Raw genomic sequence first — 16,194 nt, 5'->3', positions numbered from 1 at the left:
AACAGAGCAGCGCCAAAGGGATCAGCGCAGGAGAAATTGGGGGGGAACGAAGCCTGCTCCCTCCGCGGATTCCCGAAACCATGGCCTCGGCGTTCCTCCGCGCTAGCGGTACCAGGCCTGCCACTCGACCCGCAACTTCGGGAACGAATGCATCCTCTCCTCTCCCACATCCTGAAAGCGCCACCAGATCTCGGTTCCCCGGCTCTGGTAACCATGCGGGGAAACCCGGAAGATCCGGTTGAAAAAGGTCTGATACGGAAGCGCCGGTGTCGCAGGACTCTGCCCGAAACCGGGAGATGCTTGATACTGCGTATACATCTTTCCCAGCTCGACCACGATCCACCAATCCTCCAGGGGCGGCCGATACCCTTCGAACCCCCAGGTATCCTCGAACACATCGACCTTCTCCTCCGGATTGTGGCTCAAGACCTGCTCGACATAGTCGTAGGTGACGCGAACGCTCTCCCCCGCGGCAAAGTTGACTTCGTACAAATCCTGCGCTCCCAAGCGGGGAATCACGTGTCTTTGGAAAGGAATCGGCACCTGATTCCGCCAAACCCGAAATCGGATATTCGGGTAGTCGGGCCTCTCGCCATGCCCCATGGGCACTCGCTGCGGAGGTCCCCAATTCCGGAATTGGAGATAGACCAGGCAGCGAACATAGGGTTGGAGAGGCCCCCCTCCGGAGCGCGACTTCGCGAGAAAGAGCGTGTAATATTGACGGACCCAAACGATCTGGATCGGCAACTCCTGGGCGCGGGCCGGGGGGCTTAGAGCAAAAGCGGCAAGGAACAAGACGAGTGCCACCGGCGCAAAAAGCCGGTGACGAGAGGCTCGCAGCCGGCGGGAAAGCAGGGTGACGGTCGACATGAATCTTCCGCCGCAGAGCGTAGCAGACCAAGCCCGAGAATCCCAACCAGCAGATCCAGCCGCCATTTCCCACAACCTTTCTCCTGCGGCTTGCCAGCCTGCCTGTCTCACAAAGTTCGTACCCGAGGCGCGGCGGATGGGCCTGGATGCAAGGCGCAACGAAGCAAGCAGGTCCATTTCGCAAGCCGCAGGAGATCGCTTGTGAGATATGCAGGCCAGACAGGCGGGGTAGGAATGCGCGCGGCGATTGCCTTTACCTCGCCCGCCCCGTAAAAAGAAGGACGAAGATACAGATACCAGAAGCCTATGGAAAACTTTCCCGCCACCTCTTTCGCTCACCGGATCGGCGGTCCCCGGTTCGGAAAGGAGACTGAAATCTACAAGTTTGAGAAGATCAAGCGAGCCAAACGGGCGGCGCGCGACAAGCATCCCGAGATCGAGCTGCTCGACCTCGGCGTGGGAGAACCGGACGAAATGGCCCCCGTCGAAATCGTCGAACGGTTGGCCGAGGAAGCACGGAAGCCCGAAAACCGTGGCTACGCCGACAACGGCGGACCACGGCTCAAGGAGGCGGCCTCCCGCTATCTCAAGAGGGTTTGCGGGGTGCTCGCCGATCCCGAGACAGAGATCTGCCATTCGATCGGCTCCAAGGCGGCTCTCTCCATTCTGCCCGCCTGCTTCATCAATCCGGGCGACGTCGTCCTGATGACCGTCCCGGGCTACCCGGTCTTCGGGACGCACGCTCAATACTACGGGGGCCAGGTCTTCTCTCTCCCTCTCCTCGAAAAGAACTCCTTCCTGCCCGACCTCGAATCCGTTCCCGCCGATGTGCTGCGGCGCACCAAGGCGCTCGTCCTGAACTATCCGAACAATCCTACCGGCGCCACGGCGACTCCCGCCTTCTTCGAGAAGGTCGTCGCGTTTGCCCATCTCCACCGGATTATCGTCATTCACGACTTCGCCTACGCGGGCCTGGTCTTCACGGGATCGCCTTTGAGCTTCCTGTCCGTGCCGGGGGCCAAGGAGGTCGGACTCGAGCTCCATTCGGCGAGCAAAAACTTCAATATGACCGGTTGGCGATGCGGCTTCGTCGCCGGCGATGCGAGGCTCATCCGTGCCTATGCCTCCGTCAAGGACCACACCGACTCAGGCCAGTTTCTCGCGATCCAGCATGCGTTCGCCTACGGATTGGATCATCCGGAGATCACACAGGGTATGGCGCAAAAATACTCGCGGCGGATGGACCTTCTCGTGGAAGCGCTCCGACGATTGGGCTGCCCGGCGCGCAAGCCGGATGCCTCGTTCTTCCTCTACACTCCCGCCCCCATCCGCGCTACGACCCCGCAGGGGCCGGTCCTCTTCCCAACGGCCGAAAAGGCAGCGGAGTGGTTGATCACCGAGCGGCAGATCTCGACCGTTCCATGGGATGAGGCCGGCGCCTATCTCCGCTGGAGCGTAACCTTCCGCGCACAAGGGGAGGAAGAGGAACGGCGGGTCGTCGCCGAACTCGAAAAGCGGCTGGCCGACACCCGCTTGCAATGGAAGTAGAACCTTCCTCCTCCGGCTCGGAAAGGAACGGCCGCTGCTCCCGATCCCCAGCCGATTCGCACCTCTCCCCTGCCGATGAGGCGGAGGAGTTCTTCTCTCCTCGCGGCCCTCTTTCCTCCGCACGTCACTTCGAATTCCGACCCCAGCAGGCGCAGATGGCGCGCGCGGTGGCCGAAGCGCTCTCGGAGAAGACGGTTTTAGCGGTCGAAGCGGGTACGGGGACAGGCAAGAGCCTCGCCTATCTTTTCCCCGCTCTTCGCTGTGCACGCAACTTGGGTCAGCACGGCGTCATCTCCACCCATACGCTCAACCTTCAAGCGCAGCTCTTTGGCCGGGATCTGCCTCTCCTCCTCCGCACCCTGTCCGACTCGTTCAGCGTGGTTCTTCTCAAAGGGAGGAGGAACTACTTTTGTCCTCGACGGATCGACCAGGCGCTCCGCTATGGGGGAGATCTTTTTGCTTTACGAGAAACCGAGGAGATCAGCCGGATCGCCCGCTGGTCCTTCGAGACCACGACCGGCTGCTGGGAAGAACTCGATCCTCCTCCGGAGCCTCGCCTTTGGAGTCGGCTCTGCTCCGAGCCGCAACTCTGCACCGCGAGGAGCTGCCAGGACAATCCGCGCTGCTTCTATCAACGGCTCCGAGACCAGAGTGCCGAGGCCGACCTTACGATCGTCAACCATGCGCTCTTCTTCTCTCTCTTGGCCGGCGGACTCGGTTCCGATCCAAGCGAAGATCTCTCTTTCGCCAAGGATTTTGTCATTTTCGACGAAGCCCACCAAGTCGAGACCGTCGCAGCCCGGCATCTCGGCCTCTCCCTCTCGGAAGGACAGACGAGATCTCTCTTGCAAAGACTCTACCATCCTCGAACCGGGCGGGGACTTCTCCCCTTGCTGCGGGCGAGCGATTCGATCCAAAAGACCAAGGAGGCTCTCACCGTTCTCACCTCGCTCTTCGAGCGCTTGCGCGCCGCGGTGAGCGACTCCAAGAGTCGAGAAGTCCGCATCCTCCGGGACGGTCTGGTGCCGAACGTCCTGGATGCACCCTTGGCAGAGCTCGCCGAGGCGATTCAGGACGCAGCCGCAGAGGCTACCGATCGCGATCTCAAGCGCGAGATTGAGGATCACGCTCGGAAGACCGTCAGCCTGCGAGCCGCTTTCGCCGCTTTCCTCGACCAGTCCCTTCCCGATCACGTCTACTGGGTCGAGGTCCAGGATGGCGACTCTCCGGAAGGAACCCGTCTGGCCGCTGTGCCCCTGTCGGTCGCCCCGCTGCTCGAACGACTGCTCTACCAAGGAGAACGCTCGCTCGTCTTCACCAGCGCAACGCTTACCATCGGAGGAAGCTTTCACTACTTCCAAAAGAGACTCGGCCTCCGCGAGCCGCGCACTCTCGTTCTCGACTCCTCCTTCGACTACGTGCGGCAGATGAAAGTCTGCGTCCCCAGCGGGATCCCCGACCCCTCGGAGACCGCCGGCTATGAAGCGGCCCTGGAAGCGTGGATCCGCTATTTCACCACTCAAAGCCGCGGATCGGCTTTCGTCCTCTTTACGAATCGAAGAACGCTGCTCAGCCTTGCCTCCCGGCTTGCGCCGTTCTTTGAGGAGAAGGGCTTCCCGCTTCTCGTCCACGACGGGATCGTCGACCGGCACAGCCTCTTGGAGCGCTTTCGATCCTCTCCCGGAGCAGTCCTCTTTGGGACGGACAGCTTCTGGCAAGGGGTGGATGTCCCGGGAGAAGCCCTTTCGTGCGTGATCCTCACTCGACTCCCCTTTGGAACACCGGACCATCCACTGGCCCGGGCGAGGGCGGAACGGTTGCAGGCTGCGGGGAGCGACCCGTTCCTCTCCTATTTTCTCCCGGAAGCGCTCCTGAAATTTCGTCAAGGAATCGGTCGGCTGATCCGGAGCCGGGAAGACCGGGGTACGATCGCGATCCTCGATTCCCGCATCCTGACCAAGAGGTATGGTCGCTCTTTCTTCGGCGTTCTTCCCGATTGCCCGGTAGAGATTCTCGACCGGGATCCCCCGATCGGCTAAGTTCAGGATCTCGCCCGGACCGCAGCATGCAGCCAGGAATCTTGGAACCTCCTTACGAACCGCGCATCGTTTTTGAGAGCGATGACTTCCTCGTCGTCGACAAGCCTCCTTTCCTGCTCTCTCATCCGACGCGTCGGAATGACCGCCCGAGCCTGCTCAGCTGGCTTGCCAAGGAAAGGAGAGGATCCTCGTTCTTTCTGGCCAACCGGCTCGATCGAGAAACCAGCGGCTTAGTACTCGTTGGCAAAGATGCGGCGGCGGCCTCCTCGTTCGGCCGGCTGATGGAAAGAAGGCTGATCGAAAAGGAGTATCTGGCGATTGTCTGGGGAAAGCTGGCTTGCGAATTTCTTCAGATCGACGCCCCGTTGGGTTATATCGGAATTTCCGAGGAGAATCCGGTTGCCATTCGCCAAGGGATACGTCAGGAGGGGACGCCGGCGATCACGGTCGTGCGCTCTGTCTTCTCCGGGGAAGAGATCAGCCTGCTCCGCGCTTTTCCGAAAACCGGACGTCTTCACCAGATCCGGGTGCATCTCTCCGCCATTCGCCATCCGATCGTCGGCGACAAGATCTATGGACCCGACCCGAAGTTTTTCCTTCAGTTTGCCGCCCAGGGCTGGAGTCCCGAACTCGCGGAGCAGCTCTGTCTCGCCCGCCACGCGCTGCATGCCTCACGCCTCTCTTTCCGCTGGCAAGGGAGGGAGGTGAATATTGCCTCCCCGTTTCCTTCCGACCTTAGCGTCTTTCTTCAGCAGCGGGGAATCCCTCTTCCCCTGAGCTGATCCCGAATGGGTCGGGCTATTCCGCCCCGAAAAACCGCTTGGCCCGTTGCAAGAATCCTTCCTGCTGCGGATGGGTATCGGCATTGCAACTCGCTGCAAAGGCCTCAAGTTTTTGCCTCTGCTCCGCATTGAGGCGCGTGGGAACTTCGATCGCCACCCGAACCAGCAGATCACCAATACCCCGGCCGTGCACATCGGCGATCCCGCGCCCGCGCAGGCGGAAGATCTGCCCGCTCTGCGTTCCTGCGGGAATCTTGAGAGTGACCTTTCCCACCAGACAGGGCACGGTCACCTCCCCACCGAGCGCAGCCTGGACGAAGTTGATCGGCATCTCGTAATAGAGATCGTTCCCTTGTCGTTCGAAAACCTCGTGCCGCCGCACATGCACCACCACGTAGAGATCGCCGCCGGGTCCGCCGGCCGTGCCGCTTTCTCCGTAACCCGCCAGACGAAGGCGATAACCATCGTCAATGCCGGCGGGAATCTTGATGTTCATCTCCGCCGTCTGCTTGACTCTTCCTTCTCCCCGGCACGAGGCGCAAGGCCGATCGATGACGGCCCCGGTCCCGTGGCACCGCGGACAGGTCTGGGCGACGGTCAAGAAACCACGTGTCACCCGGACTTGGCCCTGACCGTGACAAGTCGGACAGACCTTGCGGGAGGAGCCGGAGGCGACTCCGCTGCCTCCACAGACCGAACAGCTCTCGAGCTTGGGAAAGGCAATATGCTTTTCGCAGCCCAAAGCGGCCTCCTCGAAATCGATTTCCAGATCGCAACGGAGATCGCCCCCCCTCTCCTGCCGAGAGCGCTTGTTTCCCCCGGTGCCAAAGGCTTCTTCGAATAGGCTCCCGAAAAGCCCTTCGCCAAAAAGGCCGGAGCCGCCGAACACCTCCTTGAAGACTTCGAATGGATCGTGGAAGCCCGCCGCCGTCGCTCCCCCCTGCGCTTCGAAGGCCGCATGGCCGTAACGGTCGTAGGCCGCGCGCTTTTCGGAGTCGCTGAGCACATCGTAGGCCTTACTCAACTCCTTAAATTTTTCCTCCGCCGCACGATCCCCCGCATTTCGGTCAGGATGATATTTCAATGCCTGCTTGCGGTAGGCCTTTTTAATCTCCTCGGCGCTGGCCCCTTTTGCCACGCCGAGAATCTCATAGTAATCGCGCTGGGAGATCATGATTCCGGCGAATGAGCTTCTTCTCGTTCTTGCTGCCCTTCTGTGCTCTTGGTCGGCTTCCGGCTGACATAGACCAAGGCAGGCCGCAACAGACGGCCTTTATAAAGATAACCACATCGCTGCTGCGTCGCGACGATTCCCTCCTCGAACTCCTCCGTATCCACGAAGCCGGCCGCCTCGTGCTGATGAGGATCGAAGAGCTTACCGACCGCATCGATCCTCTCTACCCCTTCCTCTCGAAGCAGCGATTGAAACTGCGAGAGGACCATTTCCATGCCCTTCGCAATCGACTGGCCATCGGTGGCGTTCTTCGCCGCTTCCATTCCAAGAAGAAAGTTATCGACCACGGGAAGAAGAGCGTGGAGAAGAGACGTATTCGCCAACCGGATGGCATCCTCTTTCTCCTTAGCCATTCTTTTTCGAGCATTCTCCCATTCGGCCAGCGTTCGCAGCAGTCGGTCCCGCAGCTCGTCCGCGTCGCGGGATCTCTGCTGCCACTGATCGATCCGCTCGCGACTCACCACCGAAAAGGCGGGCGGATCCTCCGCGGGCTGTTCGACGATCGGGGTTTCTCCTAATCCTGATGTCATAAAGAAATTCTCACCTTAACTTCCGACTCGCTCCAGCGCAACAAGCGTCACGTCGTCCTCTAGCTCGCCCGGGGAGCGGAGCAGATCCAACTCTTGGAAAAGAGTCTCTAGTGAGGCTTGCGCGCCTCGCGGTCCCGTCCTGTCCAGCATTTCGGCGAGTCTTTCCTTGTCGAGCGGGGTTCCGCCCGGCCCGACAACATCCGTCATCCCGTCGGTGTAGAAAAGCAGGAGTTCACCCGGCTCCAAGAAAAGGGAAACATCCTCCAGAACCGCATCGAAGGTTTCACCGGAATCAATCCCCAGACACATCCCCGGTGTCCCAACCTGGACGACTCCGGAAGCCCGCCGAAGCAGGGGTTCCTCTTGTCCGGCTCGAGCCAGCCGAATCTCGTGACTTTCCGTATCGATGACTGCGTAAAGCATAGCCACGAGAGTACGCTCGGCAAGATCATCGTGCAGCAGGCGGTTGACCCGACGCAACACCCCTGCGGGAGAGCGCGAGCAAGCGGCTTGGCAACGCACCGCGACGCGACACATTCCTCCGACCAGGGCGGCTGCGATTCCTTTTCCCGCCACATCGCCGACCAGGATGCCGCACGTATGTGCATCGATCGGCAGGAGATCGTAAAAGTCTCCGCTCAATTCTCCGGCCGCCGAGTGGGCGGCAGCCACGCGGAACCCGGGGATCGCCGGAGCCATTCGAGGGAAAAGTGACTTCTGAAAGAGGTGGGCGGAGAACAATTCCGCCGCCAGATGGCGTGCTTTCCGACTATTGCTTCGGAAAGCCGGCTGCTTCGCCAGGAGCAGCGCGGCTTCCCCGACCGCTTGAGCCGCACCGCGCTCGGCAGGACAGAGAGCTACGCTTGGCTCAAGACAGATCGCAAGAAGGCTGAAGGGAAAGCCACTCCCGCTCAGCGGCAGAAGGGTCCAGGGCCCTTCTCTCTCGACCTCCTTCCCCCCGCTCCCTTCTCGCCCCGATTGCCACCGCCGTTTCGCCATCGCCCCCAACTCTGCCGATGGCTCCCCACGACCCCAAATCTCCCCGACCTCTCCCCCCTCTCCCCGCGACAGCAAGGCGATGCTCGACGCTTGGAGTAACGCCGCCAGGCCTTCTAACAAAGCATAGACGAGAGACTCCGATTCTCCACCGGTCCCGAGCGCACGGCCTAATTCCGCAATCAGAAGCAGAGACTCGCGCGAGTGGCGGAACTGGTTGGCTTGATTGGTTTCCACACGCCTCCCTCCTTGCGACGTAACCATTCCTTTCCTGCGGCCGAGGCCAGCCCGCTCAGCGAAAGAATGGGGGTTTAATGCGCCTCTCTGCGATCCGCCGGGACCACTTCGGCTCCGAGGTAGGTAACAAGATCCTGAAACTTAGGCGCATTTCTTGGATCGCATTCCAATAGCGATCGATGAGCCTGAAGAAGCAGCTCTCCGGTCATTTCCTTGTGGGAACCCGATTCCAAGGGACGGAGGTCTGCGGCGTCGTAAGGAGCCACATTTTCGACGCACTCAAAGAGCCGATCCAGCCCCAAAGTCCGAATGGACTCCAACACTCGGCGGCTGCTCCCGGCTACCTGAAGAACGCCTCCTTTCTTTCGCAACTTTAACGCCGGTCCCGCCAGCGTACCAAGAAAGGTGCTATCGAGATAGGTGCACTCCGCCAAATCCACAAGCAGTCTCTCAGTTCCGCATTGAATTAGATCATCGCAATAGCGACGAAGAGAAAAACAATGCTCGAAAGAGCCCGCTCCGATGACCTTGATCAAGGGTAGCGCATGGAGCTTCCCGATTTGTACGATCCCAGTTCTCACTCGAAGACACTACGCAACTCAGGCGGCAAGTCAAATTGGCTTTACCCTCGATTCCTTTCGCCCTCCGTCGAAACGCTTAGCCTACTCAACCCACAGGGGAGAAGCGAGGAATTCCTCGGCGATCGCTCGTTTTCCTGCTAAAAAAAGGCCCCGATGAGTCGGACAAATGCTCCTCTCCTGCGCGGGCTGGTGCTCGGGTCAGGAACCTCGCAGGGAGTGCCGATGATCGGCTGCCGGTGCCCGGTCTGTCTCTCGCCGGACCCTCGGGATCGCCGGACCAGGGCTTCGCTCTACGTCGACGATGGAGTGTTTCCCTTCCTCATCGATACGGCGACCGATTTGCGGTCTCAATGCCTGCGAGAGGGCATCACCGACGTTGGCGCTGTCCTATATACTCATCATCACGCCGATCACATTCTCGGTCTCGACGATTTGCGCCGCTTCTGCGAGCTTCGCCAAGAACGTCTCCCCATTTATGGTCCCGCCATGACGCTCGAGATTCTCGCCCGCATGTTCCCCTACGCGTTCGATGCCAAGGCGCAAGCAGCAGCCTACGTTCGCCTCTTACCTTACCCCGTGGAAAATGCCTTTCCCCTCGGCAAGCTGACCGTGACTCCCTTACCCGTCCCCCATGGTCAAGTCACCACCTTCGGCTATCTTCTCGAACGGGATGGGCGGAAGCTTCTCGCCTATCTGAGTGATTGCCAGGCCGTGCCGGAAGAGATTCTCTCGGCCATCCGGTCGGTCGAAGTCCTGATTATCGACGGCCTGCGCGACGAGCCCCATCCTACGCACTTGACCACCCAACAAGCAGTCAAGGTCGCTCGGCGAGCCGACGCCCGACAGACTTACCTGACCCATCTAACCCACCATAAAAGCCATCGAGACCGCGAAGCCGATCTTCCGGCCGGGATCGCCGTGGCTTTCGACGGTCTGAAAATCGCTTTGGATTAGCCATGTTGACGGACACCCATGCTCACTTGTATTTCCCGGAATTTTCCAAGGATCGGGAGGCAGTCATCGCCCGAGCGCAAAAAGAGGGCATCGATCGCATCGTTGTCGTGGCAACCGACCTTGGCTCCAGTCGAGCCGCTCTTGCTCTGGCGCAGAAGCATGCGAGCTTAGCCTGCACCGTGGGCATCCATCCGAATAGCGCCCATGCCGCACCACCCGGTTTCCTCTCGGAACTCGGGGAGATCGCCGCGCACAAGAAGGTGGCCGCCGTCGGTGAAATCGGGCTCGATTATCACCGCCTCCCCTCGGATCCGGAAGCGGCGGAGGCGGAGAAGGATTGTCAACGCAGTACCTTCCGCGCGCAGCTCGCTTTCGCCAGAGAGCAGAGTCTCCCGGTGGTCATCCATCAGCGATCTGCCTGGGAAGATACCCTCGCGATGCTCGACGAAGTCGACAATGCCGTGCGCTGCGTCTTCCACTGCTTTGGGGAAGGACCGGAACGCCTCCAGGAACTGACCCGGCGCGGTCACTTCGTCTCCTTCACCGGCCTCATCACCTTCCCCAACGCCCCTCTGGCGCACGCGAGCGCCCAGGCTGCTCCCTTGGATAAATTCTTCCTGGAGACCGACTGCCCCTTTTTGGCCCCGGTTCCCCATCGAGGCAAGCGGTGCGAGCCCTGGCACGTCCGTCTTGTGGCCGAAGAGATGGCCCGCCTGCGCGGGTTGCCTTTGTCCGCGATCGACGACGCGAGCTCGCGCAACGCTCGCGCGTTTTTCCGATTCGCCGATTGACAGCCAGTCCCGCCGCGTTCCAGAAAAGGAGAGCCATGGACAAGAAGAACGAGAACCCAGACCCCTCCCAAAGACCATCCTCCGGATGCCACCGAGCCTACTCCCGCCAAATCTTCGACGGAGCGATGCGTGCCCCGAACCGTTCGATGCTCTACCCGCTGGGATTCCAAAAGCAGGAGTTCGCCCAGAAGGATCTGATCGGCATCGCCTCGACCTGGAGCCAGGTGACCCCGTGCAACATGCACATCGACGGGTTGGCTCGGGAAGCGGCTGCGGGCGTCAACGAAGCGGGTGCCAAGGCCCTCATCTTCAACACGATCACGGTCTCGGACGGGATCTCGATGGGAACCGAAGGGATGAAATACTCCCTGGTTTCCCGGGAAGTGATCGCCGATTCGGTCGAAACTGTCGCGGCAGCGGAGGGAATGGATGGGCTCGTGGCAATCGGCGGCTGTGATAAAAATATGCCCGGCTGCCTGATCGCTCTGGCGAGGCTCAACCGGCCCGGAGTCTTCGTCTACGGAGGGAGCATTCTTCCCGGCTGCCATCACGGCAAGAAGATCGACATCGTCTCCGTTTTCGAGGCGGTCGGCTCTCAAGCGAAAGGTGATCTCTCCGTCGAGGAGATGGCCGATATCGAAAGCCACGCGATTCCCGGGCCGGGCGCTTGCGGGGGGATGTACACGGCCAACACGATGGCCTGCGCCATCGAGGCGCTCGGAATGAGCCTCCCGGGAAGCTCGACCGAGCTTGCCATTTCCAAGGAGAAGCAGATCGGCTGCCGTGCCGCGGGAAAGGCCGCCGCACAACTGATTGATCGCGGCATTCGGCCCCGCGACATTCTCACGCGGAAGGCCTTCGAAAACGCGATCACCGTCGTGATGGCCCTGGGCGGATCGACCAATGCCGTTCTCCATCTGCTGGCCATCGCTCATGCGATCGAAGTCGAGCTGAGCTTGGACGATTTCCGGCAGATCGGCAAACGGGTGCCCGTTCTCGCCGATCTCAAGCCGAGCGGCCGTTTTACCGTCGCCGACTGGGCGGAGATCGGAGGACTGCCTCCCCTCTTGCGGAGGCTTCTGGGAAAGGGTCTCCTTCACGGAGACTGCCTGACGGTAAGCGGGAGAACCCTTGCGGAAAATGTCGAGGGGAGTGCCGACTATCCCGCCGACCAAGAAATCATCCTTCCCTTCGAGAGACCGATCAAGCCGATGGGCCATATCGTGATCCTCCGCGGGAATCTGGCGCCGCTGGGTGCGGTGGCCAAGCTGACCGGAAAGGAAGGCCTCCGTTTCACCGGAAGCGCCCGTGTCTTCGAATCGGAGGAAGCGGCCTTGTCCAGCATCCTGAACGGGACGGTCGTCAAGGGAGACGTCATCGTCATCCGCTACGAGGGTCCCCAAGGAGGTCCCGGAATGAGGGAGATGCTCTCCCCGACCTCGGCCGTCATGGGCCGAGGACTCGGAAAGGATGTCGCCCTGATCACCGACGGCCGCTTCTCCGGGGGAAGCCATGGCTTTGTCGTCGGCCACATCGCCCCGGAAGCAGCAGCCGGAGGCCCGCTGGCCATCGTTCAGAACGGGGATCGAATCACGATCGACGCCGAAGCCGAAGAGATCCGGCTCGAACTCTCTGACGAAGAGATCGCTCGCCGGCTGTCAGCTTGGAACCCGCCGGCGAGCCGGTACCAGAGAGGGGTCCTCGCCAAATACCGCGCTCAGGTCGGCTCCGCCCACCTGGGGGCGGTGACCGACGGAGAACGCTTGAGCCGGGAGCGCCGATAACGGCACACCTCTCGTAGATGTCTTCCCCTAGCTGCGGGTCGTAGTTTTTTACCAGCCGTAGGAACCGCCACGAATAAGAACCAGGAAAGCCTGCATGTCTCACAAAGTTCGTATCCGAGGCGCGGGCCGCAGGTTTTCCCCCGGAGCTGGTTGACGACATACTGCACGGAGGGAAAACCAAGCCGCAGGAGATCGCTTGTGAGCTATGCAGGCTAGATAAGGTCCCCGTGCTGCCGTGTGGGAATGGGGCCTTTCGACCACTTTGCAAATAAGTGGGAACCTTGCCGCGTGCTTCCGTCTTCCAGTGAAGGCCTGGCGTTGGCCGCGCGAGCAATTCCGGCTCCCGTAATCGAACTTATCGGAGGAAAGGCATGCATCCCAAGCACGAGCAGCATAGGGAAATTGGTCATCCGTTCTCTGGATAAACAAAAAGTTTCATAAAACCCGGCCGGCCGTGCTCATTCCCCGTTTTCCGTCAAAGAACTCACCGGTCCCCGCACCTACGCTTCCCGCAACGACCAGCCTTGAGATTGCAGGGCGGCCCGGACGTCGCCAAGCCATCCATTGACCTCTTTATCCGTGAGGGTGCGGTCGCGGGACCGGAAAGTCAAGGCGTAGGCCAGCGACTTCTTCCCGACCGGCAAGCGCGCTCCCGTGGGATCCCGAAACAAGTCGAACAACTGCAATCCCTCCAAGCATGGCAGCCGGCTCGCTTCGACAACGCGGCAGATTTCCGAGTGGGTCACCGTCTCGTCGACGACGACGGCAATATCCCGCCGAACAGGCGGGTAGACCGGCAGCGGGCGAAAGGCCACCTTCGTTTCTTCCTGCGCAAGCCACGGCTCCAAATCGTACTCCAAGAGAAAGACCTCCGTGTCGATTCCTCGCTTGGCTGCCTCCTCGCGAGGAATGCTTTCCAGCCGCAGGCGAGCCTCTTTCGGAAAGGCAAAAGACTTCTCCAGGAAGTCGGCGAGCCCCTTCAGGTCGTAAAAGTCGAGCGAGCGCTCTCCGGTCAGCCAATGAGGTTCCTCCGCGCCTCCGGCGGCGAGAACCGCCAGCCGCTCCCGCTCCACCACCTGTCCCCGGCGCCGATGAACCACTCGGCCCGATTCGAAGAGCCGCAGGCTCCGATTCCCTTTCGCCCAATTGGTGCGGGCGATCTCGATCAGGCCCGTTCCGAGCTCGGCGCGTAGGAAACGCAAATCGGCGCTCGCCGGATTCGACAGCTCGATTCCGACTTCCCCAGGATCGAGAGCGGTGAAGGGTAGGCTAATGCACTCCTGCCATCCCCGCGCGCTAAGCGCGCTTCGCACCGCTTCCCGTCGGTCCCAGCGGCGGTCGTCTCGACTCTTCTCCGACCATCCGACGGAAACCCGAGGAGGCACCTCGGCCAGTCCGCGCATCCGAATGACCTCTTCCACCAAGTCGGCTTCTCCTTCCAGATCAGCCCGATGACTCGGGATGTTCCAGAGCCAGCCATTCTCCTTCTTCTCAACGAGCTGGAGCCCCAGCCGGCCCAGAATCCCCTCCACCTCCCCGGGTGGCGGCAGCTCACCGCAAAGCCGCTCCACGGTTCTCGCTTGGAGCCAGATCGGCGTCGCTTCCAACGGGAGTGCGCCAAAGGGGGATGTCCCGACGAGTCGGCCGCCCGCCCACTGAAGGAGCAGTTCCATCGCCCTGTCCCTCGCAAGCCAGACGATGCCGGGATCCACCCTTCTCTCAAATCGATAGGAGGCTTCGGTCGAAAGCGAATGCCGCCGGCTTGTTGCTCGAATCCCGTTCGGCCGAAACCAAGCGCACTCCAAGAGGACGCGGCTGGTCTTCTCGCTCACGGCCGAACGTCTGCCCCCAATCACTCCCGCTAAGGCCTCCGGTCCCTGCCTGCTGGCAATCACCAGGTCTGCCGGCTCCAGAGCAATCTCCTCGTCGCCCAGGGTGACCAGACGCTCTCCCTCCCTGGCGCGCCTGACCGTGACCTCATTCTCCGCGAAAGCATCCGCATCAAACGCGTGGAGAGGCTCTCCCAGTTCCAAGAGCACGAAGTTGGTGACATCGACGACTACATTCACGGGTCGCATGCCCGAACTGCGCAGCCGCTCTTGAAGCCACGGCGGGCTCGGCTTTATCTCGATTCCCTCGATCAGGCTTGCGGCATACCAAGGCGCCCCGTCGGGAGCAGCCAGTACAACCGTTCCGGGAAAAGGAGCCGTAACGGAGGAGAGATCTGGATGGGGAAAGGGGATCAGCCGGCCGCAACCCAAAGCGGCCAGTTCCCGCGCCAATCCCCGGTAGGAGAGAAGATCCGGTCGATTGGGTGTGACCTCGACGATCCACTCCACGTCCGTCGGGAGAATCGACCCAACGGGTACCCCGAGCTCGGCGTCGGCCGGTAGAAGAAGGATTCCTTCTGCTCTCCTCTCCTCCAGCCCCAACTCCTCTGCCGAGCAGAGCATCCCCTCGGACTCCTCCCCCCGAATCCGTCTCCGAGCGATTTCCAATCCTCCCGGGAGCACGGCTCCCACGAGGGCAAGAGCGACTCGATCCCCCCGGTCGAAATTCGTGGCGCCGCAGACCAGATCCAGTTCCTGCTCCGGAATCCGGACTCGAACGAGCCGGAGCCGATCGGCGCCGGGATGAGGCCGCCAATCGATCACCTCGGCAACCACGATTCTCGGATCTTCCGCTCCTCGTCTCCTCCAGTGCGTGACCTCCAGGCCACTCATCGTCAGGCGATCGACAGCCTCCTCCACGGGCACCGTGCATTCGCAATATTGATTCAACCATTCCCAGGAAATTCTCATGCCGCACCTCGCTTCTTCCTCTCTGTTCCGTTCCCCTCCGATTTCCTCCAAATGGCACCGTGGAGAGGACAGCCTCTGCTCCGAAAGATTGTCTCGAACTGACTCTCGGGGAATGCCCCGGGGTCTTCTGACCGTCCGAACCCAGGCAGAGCAGCAGCCGCTTGCTCGACGGTCGCGTAATAGCCGGAATCATCCGTCAGAAGACGGAAAAAGCCGCCCGGCTCCAGCACCCGAAAGATGGCGGTCAGGACCCTCATGCTCAGCGTCCGACGAATCTGATGACGTCGCTTCGGCCACGGGTCCGGAAAGAGCACATGGATCTCCCTACAGGACTCCGGTTGCGACCAAAAGAGCAGCAGATCATCCCATCCCAACCAGAGAACTCTGAGATTGGAAAGCCGACGAAGCTCCTGGGCGCGCCGGATTTTCCGGACCCTTGGGAGCCTGCGTTCCACTGCCAAGACATTCCATTCCGGATGGAGTTCCGCGTAGGTCGCCGCAAAGCGGCCGTTGCCGGCTCCCAGATCGCAGACGATCGGAGCCGGACGTAAAAACATCCTCGGCCAACATTCCAGACCAACGAGGGGATTGCTCTCGCCCACCTCACGCTTCCGGAGCTCGGGCGGCGACATCTCCGCTGGCTCACACATGCCGGCAGTCGTCCGGGTCCTTCTGGCGATAGCCATCGGCAATCCTCTCCCGGTTGACTTGATGCTTCTTTTGATAGGCCAGGAAGAGATCGTCGGCACTCATGCCGAGCACTTGAACCGCGGAGACCAAGAAATGGAAGAGATCGACGAGCTCCACGCGGGCATTCTGAAAATCGCGCTTCTGATAACGCGCCCACCATTTCCAAGGCACGCTGTCCGTCAACTCGGCAATTTCTTGACTCATGGCTCGCGCATAGTTGAGCAGCCAGCGTTCCTTTCCCTCGTCATCGAGCGAGGCCGTTTCGATTCCCAGTTGGCGATTCAGGCTTTCCTGTAGAGCAAAAATCGCCTCGAGCTTGTCCGAGTTGTTCACCTTTCCCCCATTCTTCTCTTCCTG

14 protein-coding genes and 1 other RNA gene are annotated in these 16,194 nt (G+C 61.0%); 6 read left to right on the top strand and 9 right to left on the bottom strand.

The window, feature by feature from the left end; all coding sequences use genetic code 11:
- Positions 1–102 precede the first annotated feature (102 nt).
- A complete protein-coding gene (locus MAMT_RS02075) occupies positions 103–870 on the bottom strand; it encodes a hypothetical protein (RefSeq protein ID WP_142659286.1) in 768 nt (255 codons plus the stop codon).
- A gap of 306 nt (positions 871–1,176) precedes the next feature.
- On the opposite strand from MAMT_RS02075, the gene MAMT_RS02070 reads away from it, so the two are divergent.
- From MAMT_RS02070 to MAMT_RS02060, 3 genes are read left to right on the top strand one after another with little or no spacing between them, the layout of a single operon-like run.
- Positions 1,177–2,418, top strand: coding sequence for an LL-diaminopimelate aminotransferase (locus MAMT_RS02070; RefSeq protein ID WP_142659285.1), 1,242 nt, complete (start codon positions 1,177–1,179; stop codon positions 2,416–2,418).
- On the top strand, positions 2,409–4,457 hold the full coding sequence (locus tag MAMT_RS02065) for an ATP-dependent DNA helicase (RefSeq protein ID WP_142659284.1): 2,049 nt from the start codon (positions 2,409–2,411) through the stop codon (positions 4,455–4,457). Before MAMT_RS02070 ends, MAMT_RS02065 begins: the two co-directional genes overlap by 10 nt.
- A 41-nt stretch (positions 4,458–4,498) precedes the next feature.
- Positions 4,499–5,239, top strand: coding sequence for an RluA family pseudouridine synthase (locus MAMT_RS02060; protein WP_246186474.1), 741 nt, complete (start codon positions 4,499–4,501; stop codon positions 5,237–5,239).
- 16 nt (positions 5,240–5,255) lie between these two features.
- On the opposite strand, the gene dnaJ is transcribed toward MAMT_RS02060, so the two are convergent.
- The 4 genes from dnaJ to MAMT_RS02040 form a co-directional block, all read right to left on the bottom strand.
- On the bottom strand, positions 5,256–6,413 hold the full coding sequence (gene dnaJ, locus MAMT_RS02055) for a molecular chaperone DnaJ (protein ID WP_142659282.1): 1,158 nt from the start codon (positions 6,411–6,413) through the stop codon (positions 5,256–5,258).
- On the bottom strand, positions 6,410–7,003 hold the full coding sequence (locus MAMT_RS02050; RefSeq protein ID WP_142659281.1) for a nucleotide exchange factor GrpE: 594 nt from the start codon (positions 7,001–7,003) through the stop codon (positions 6,410–6,412). Before MAMT_RS02050 ends, dnaJ begins: the two co-directional genes overlap by 4 nt.
- A gap of 15 nt (positions 7,004–7,018) precedes the next feature.
- Positions 7,019–8,236 (bottom strand): PP2C family protein-serine/threonine phosphatase, encoded by a 1,218-nt coding sequence (locus MAMT_RS02045; protein ID WP_178086856.1) that lies wholly within the window; start codon positions 8,234–8,236, stop codon positions 7,019–7,021.
- Between the two features lie 74 nt (positions 8,237–8,310).
- Positions 8,311–8,817 (bottom strand): STAS domain-containing protein, encoded by a 507-nt coding sequence (locus MAMT_RS02040; protein ID WP_142659279.1) that lies wholly within the window; start codon positions 8,815–8,817, stop codon positions 8,311–8,313.
- A gap of 153 nt (positions 8,818–8,970) precedes the next feature.
- On the opposite strand from MAMT_RS02040, the gene MAMT_RS02035 reads away from it, so the two are divergent.
- From MAMT_RS02035 to ilvD, 3 genes are read left to right on the top strand one after another with little or no spacing between them, the layout of a single operon-like run.
- Positions 8,971–9,771 (top strand): MBL fold metallo-hydrolase, encoded by an 801-nt coding sequence (locus MAMT_RS02035; RefSeq protein WP_246186472.1) that lies wholly within the window; start codon positions 8,971–8,973, stop codon positions 9,769–9,771.
- Between the two features lie 2 nt (positions 9,772–9,773).
- Positions 9,774–10,562 carry a TatD family hydrolase gene (locus MAMT_RS02030; protein ID WP_142659278.1) on the top strand — a complete coding sequence of 263 codons (789 nt, stop codon included), beginning with the start codon at positions 9,774–9,776 and terminating at the stop codon, positions 10,560–10,562.
- A gap of 35 nt (positions 10,563–10,597) precedes the next feature.
- The gene (ilvD, locus tag MAMT_RS02025) at positions 10,598–12,346 is read left to right on the top strand and encodes a dihydroxy-acid dehydratase (protein WP_142659277.1); all 1,749 of its coding nucleotides are present in this window, start codon (positions 10,598–10,600) and stop codon (positions 12,344–12,346) included.
- Between the two features lie 218 nt (positions 12,347–12,564).
- On the opposite strand, the gene ssrS is transcribed toward ilvD, so the two are convergent.
- The 4 genes from ssrS to MAMT_RS02005 form a co-directional block, all read right to left on the bottom strand.
- Positions 12,565–12,749: non-coding RNA, 6S RNA (ssrS, locus tag MAMT_RS02020), on the bottom strand.
- A gap of 97 nt (positions 12,750–12,846) precedes the next feature.
- A complete protein-coding gene (gene pheT / locus MAMT_RS02015) occupies positions 12,847–15,147 on the bottom strand; it encodes a phenylalanine--tRNA ligase subunit beta (RefSeq protein WP_142659276.1) in 2,301 nt (766 codons plus the stop codon).
- Positions 15,144–15,797, bottom strand: coding sequence for a tRNA (guanine(46)-N(7))-methyltransferase TrmB (gene trmB, locus MAMT_RS02010; protein WP_178086855.1), 654 nt, complete (start codon positions 15,795–15,797; stop codon positions 15,144–15,146). Before trmB ends, pheT begins: the two co-directional genes overlap by 4 nt.
- Entirely contained in the window at positions 15,790–16,170 is a 381-nt protein-coding gene (locus MAMT_RS02005) for a dUTPase (protein WP_142659274.1), read from the bottom strand. The genes trmB and MAMT_RS02005 overlap by 8 nt, the downstream gene beginning before the upstream one ends.
- Between the last annotated feature and the right edge of the window lie 24 nt (positions 16,171–16,194).

It is taken from the genome of Methylacidimicrobium tartarophylax (assembly GCF_902143375.2).
Lineage (GTDB): Bacteria > Verrucomicrobiota > Verrucomicrobiia > Methylacidiphilales > Methylacidiphilaceae > Methylacidimicrobium > Methylacidimicrobium tartarophylax.
This window is presented reverse-complemented; position numbering and strand designations above follow the sequence as displayed.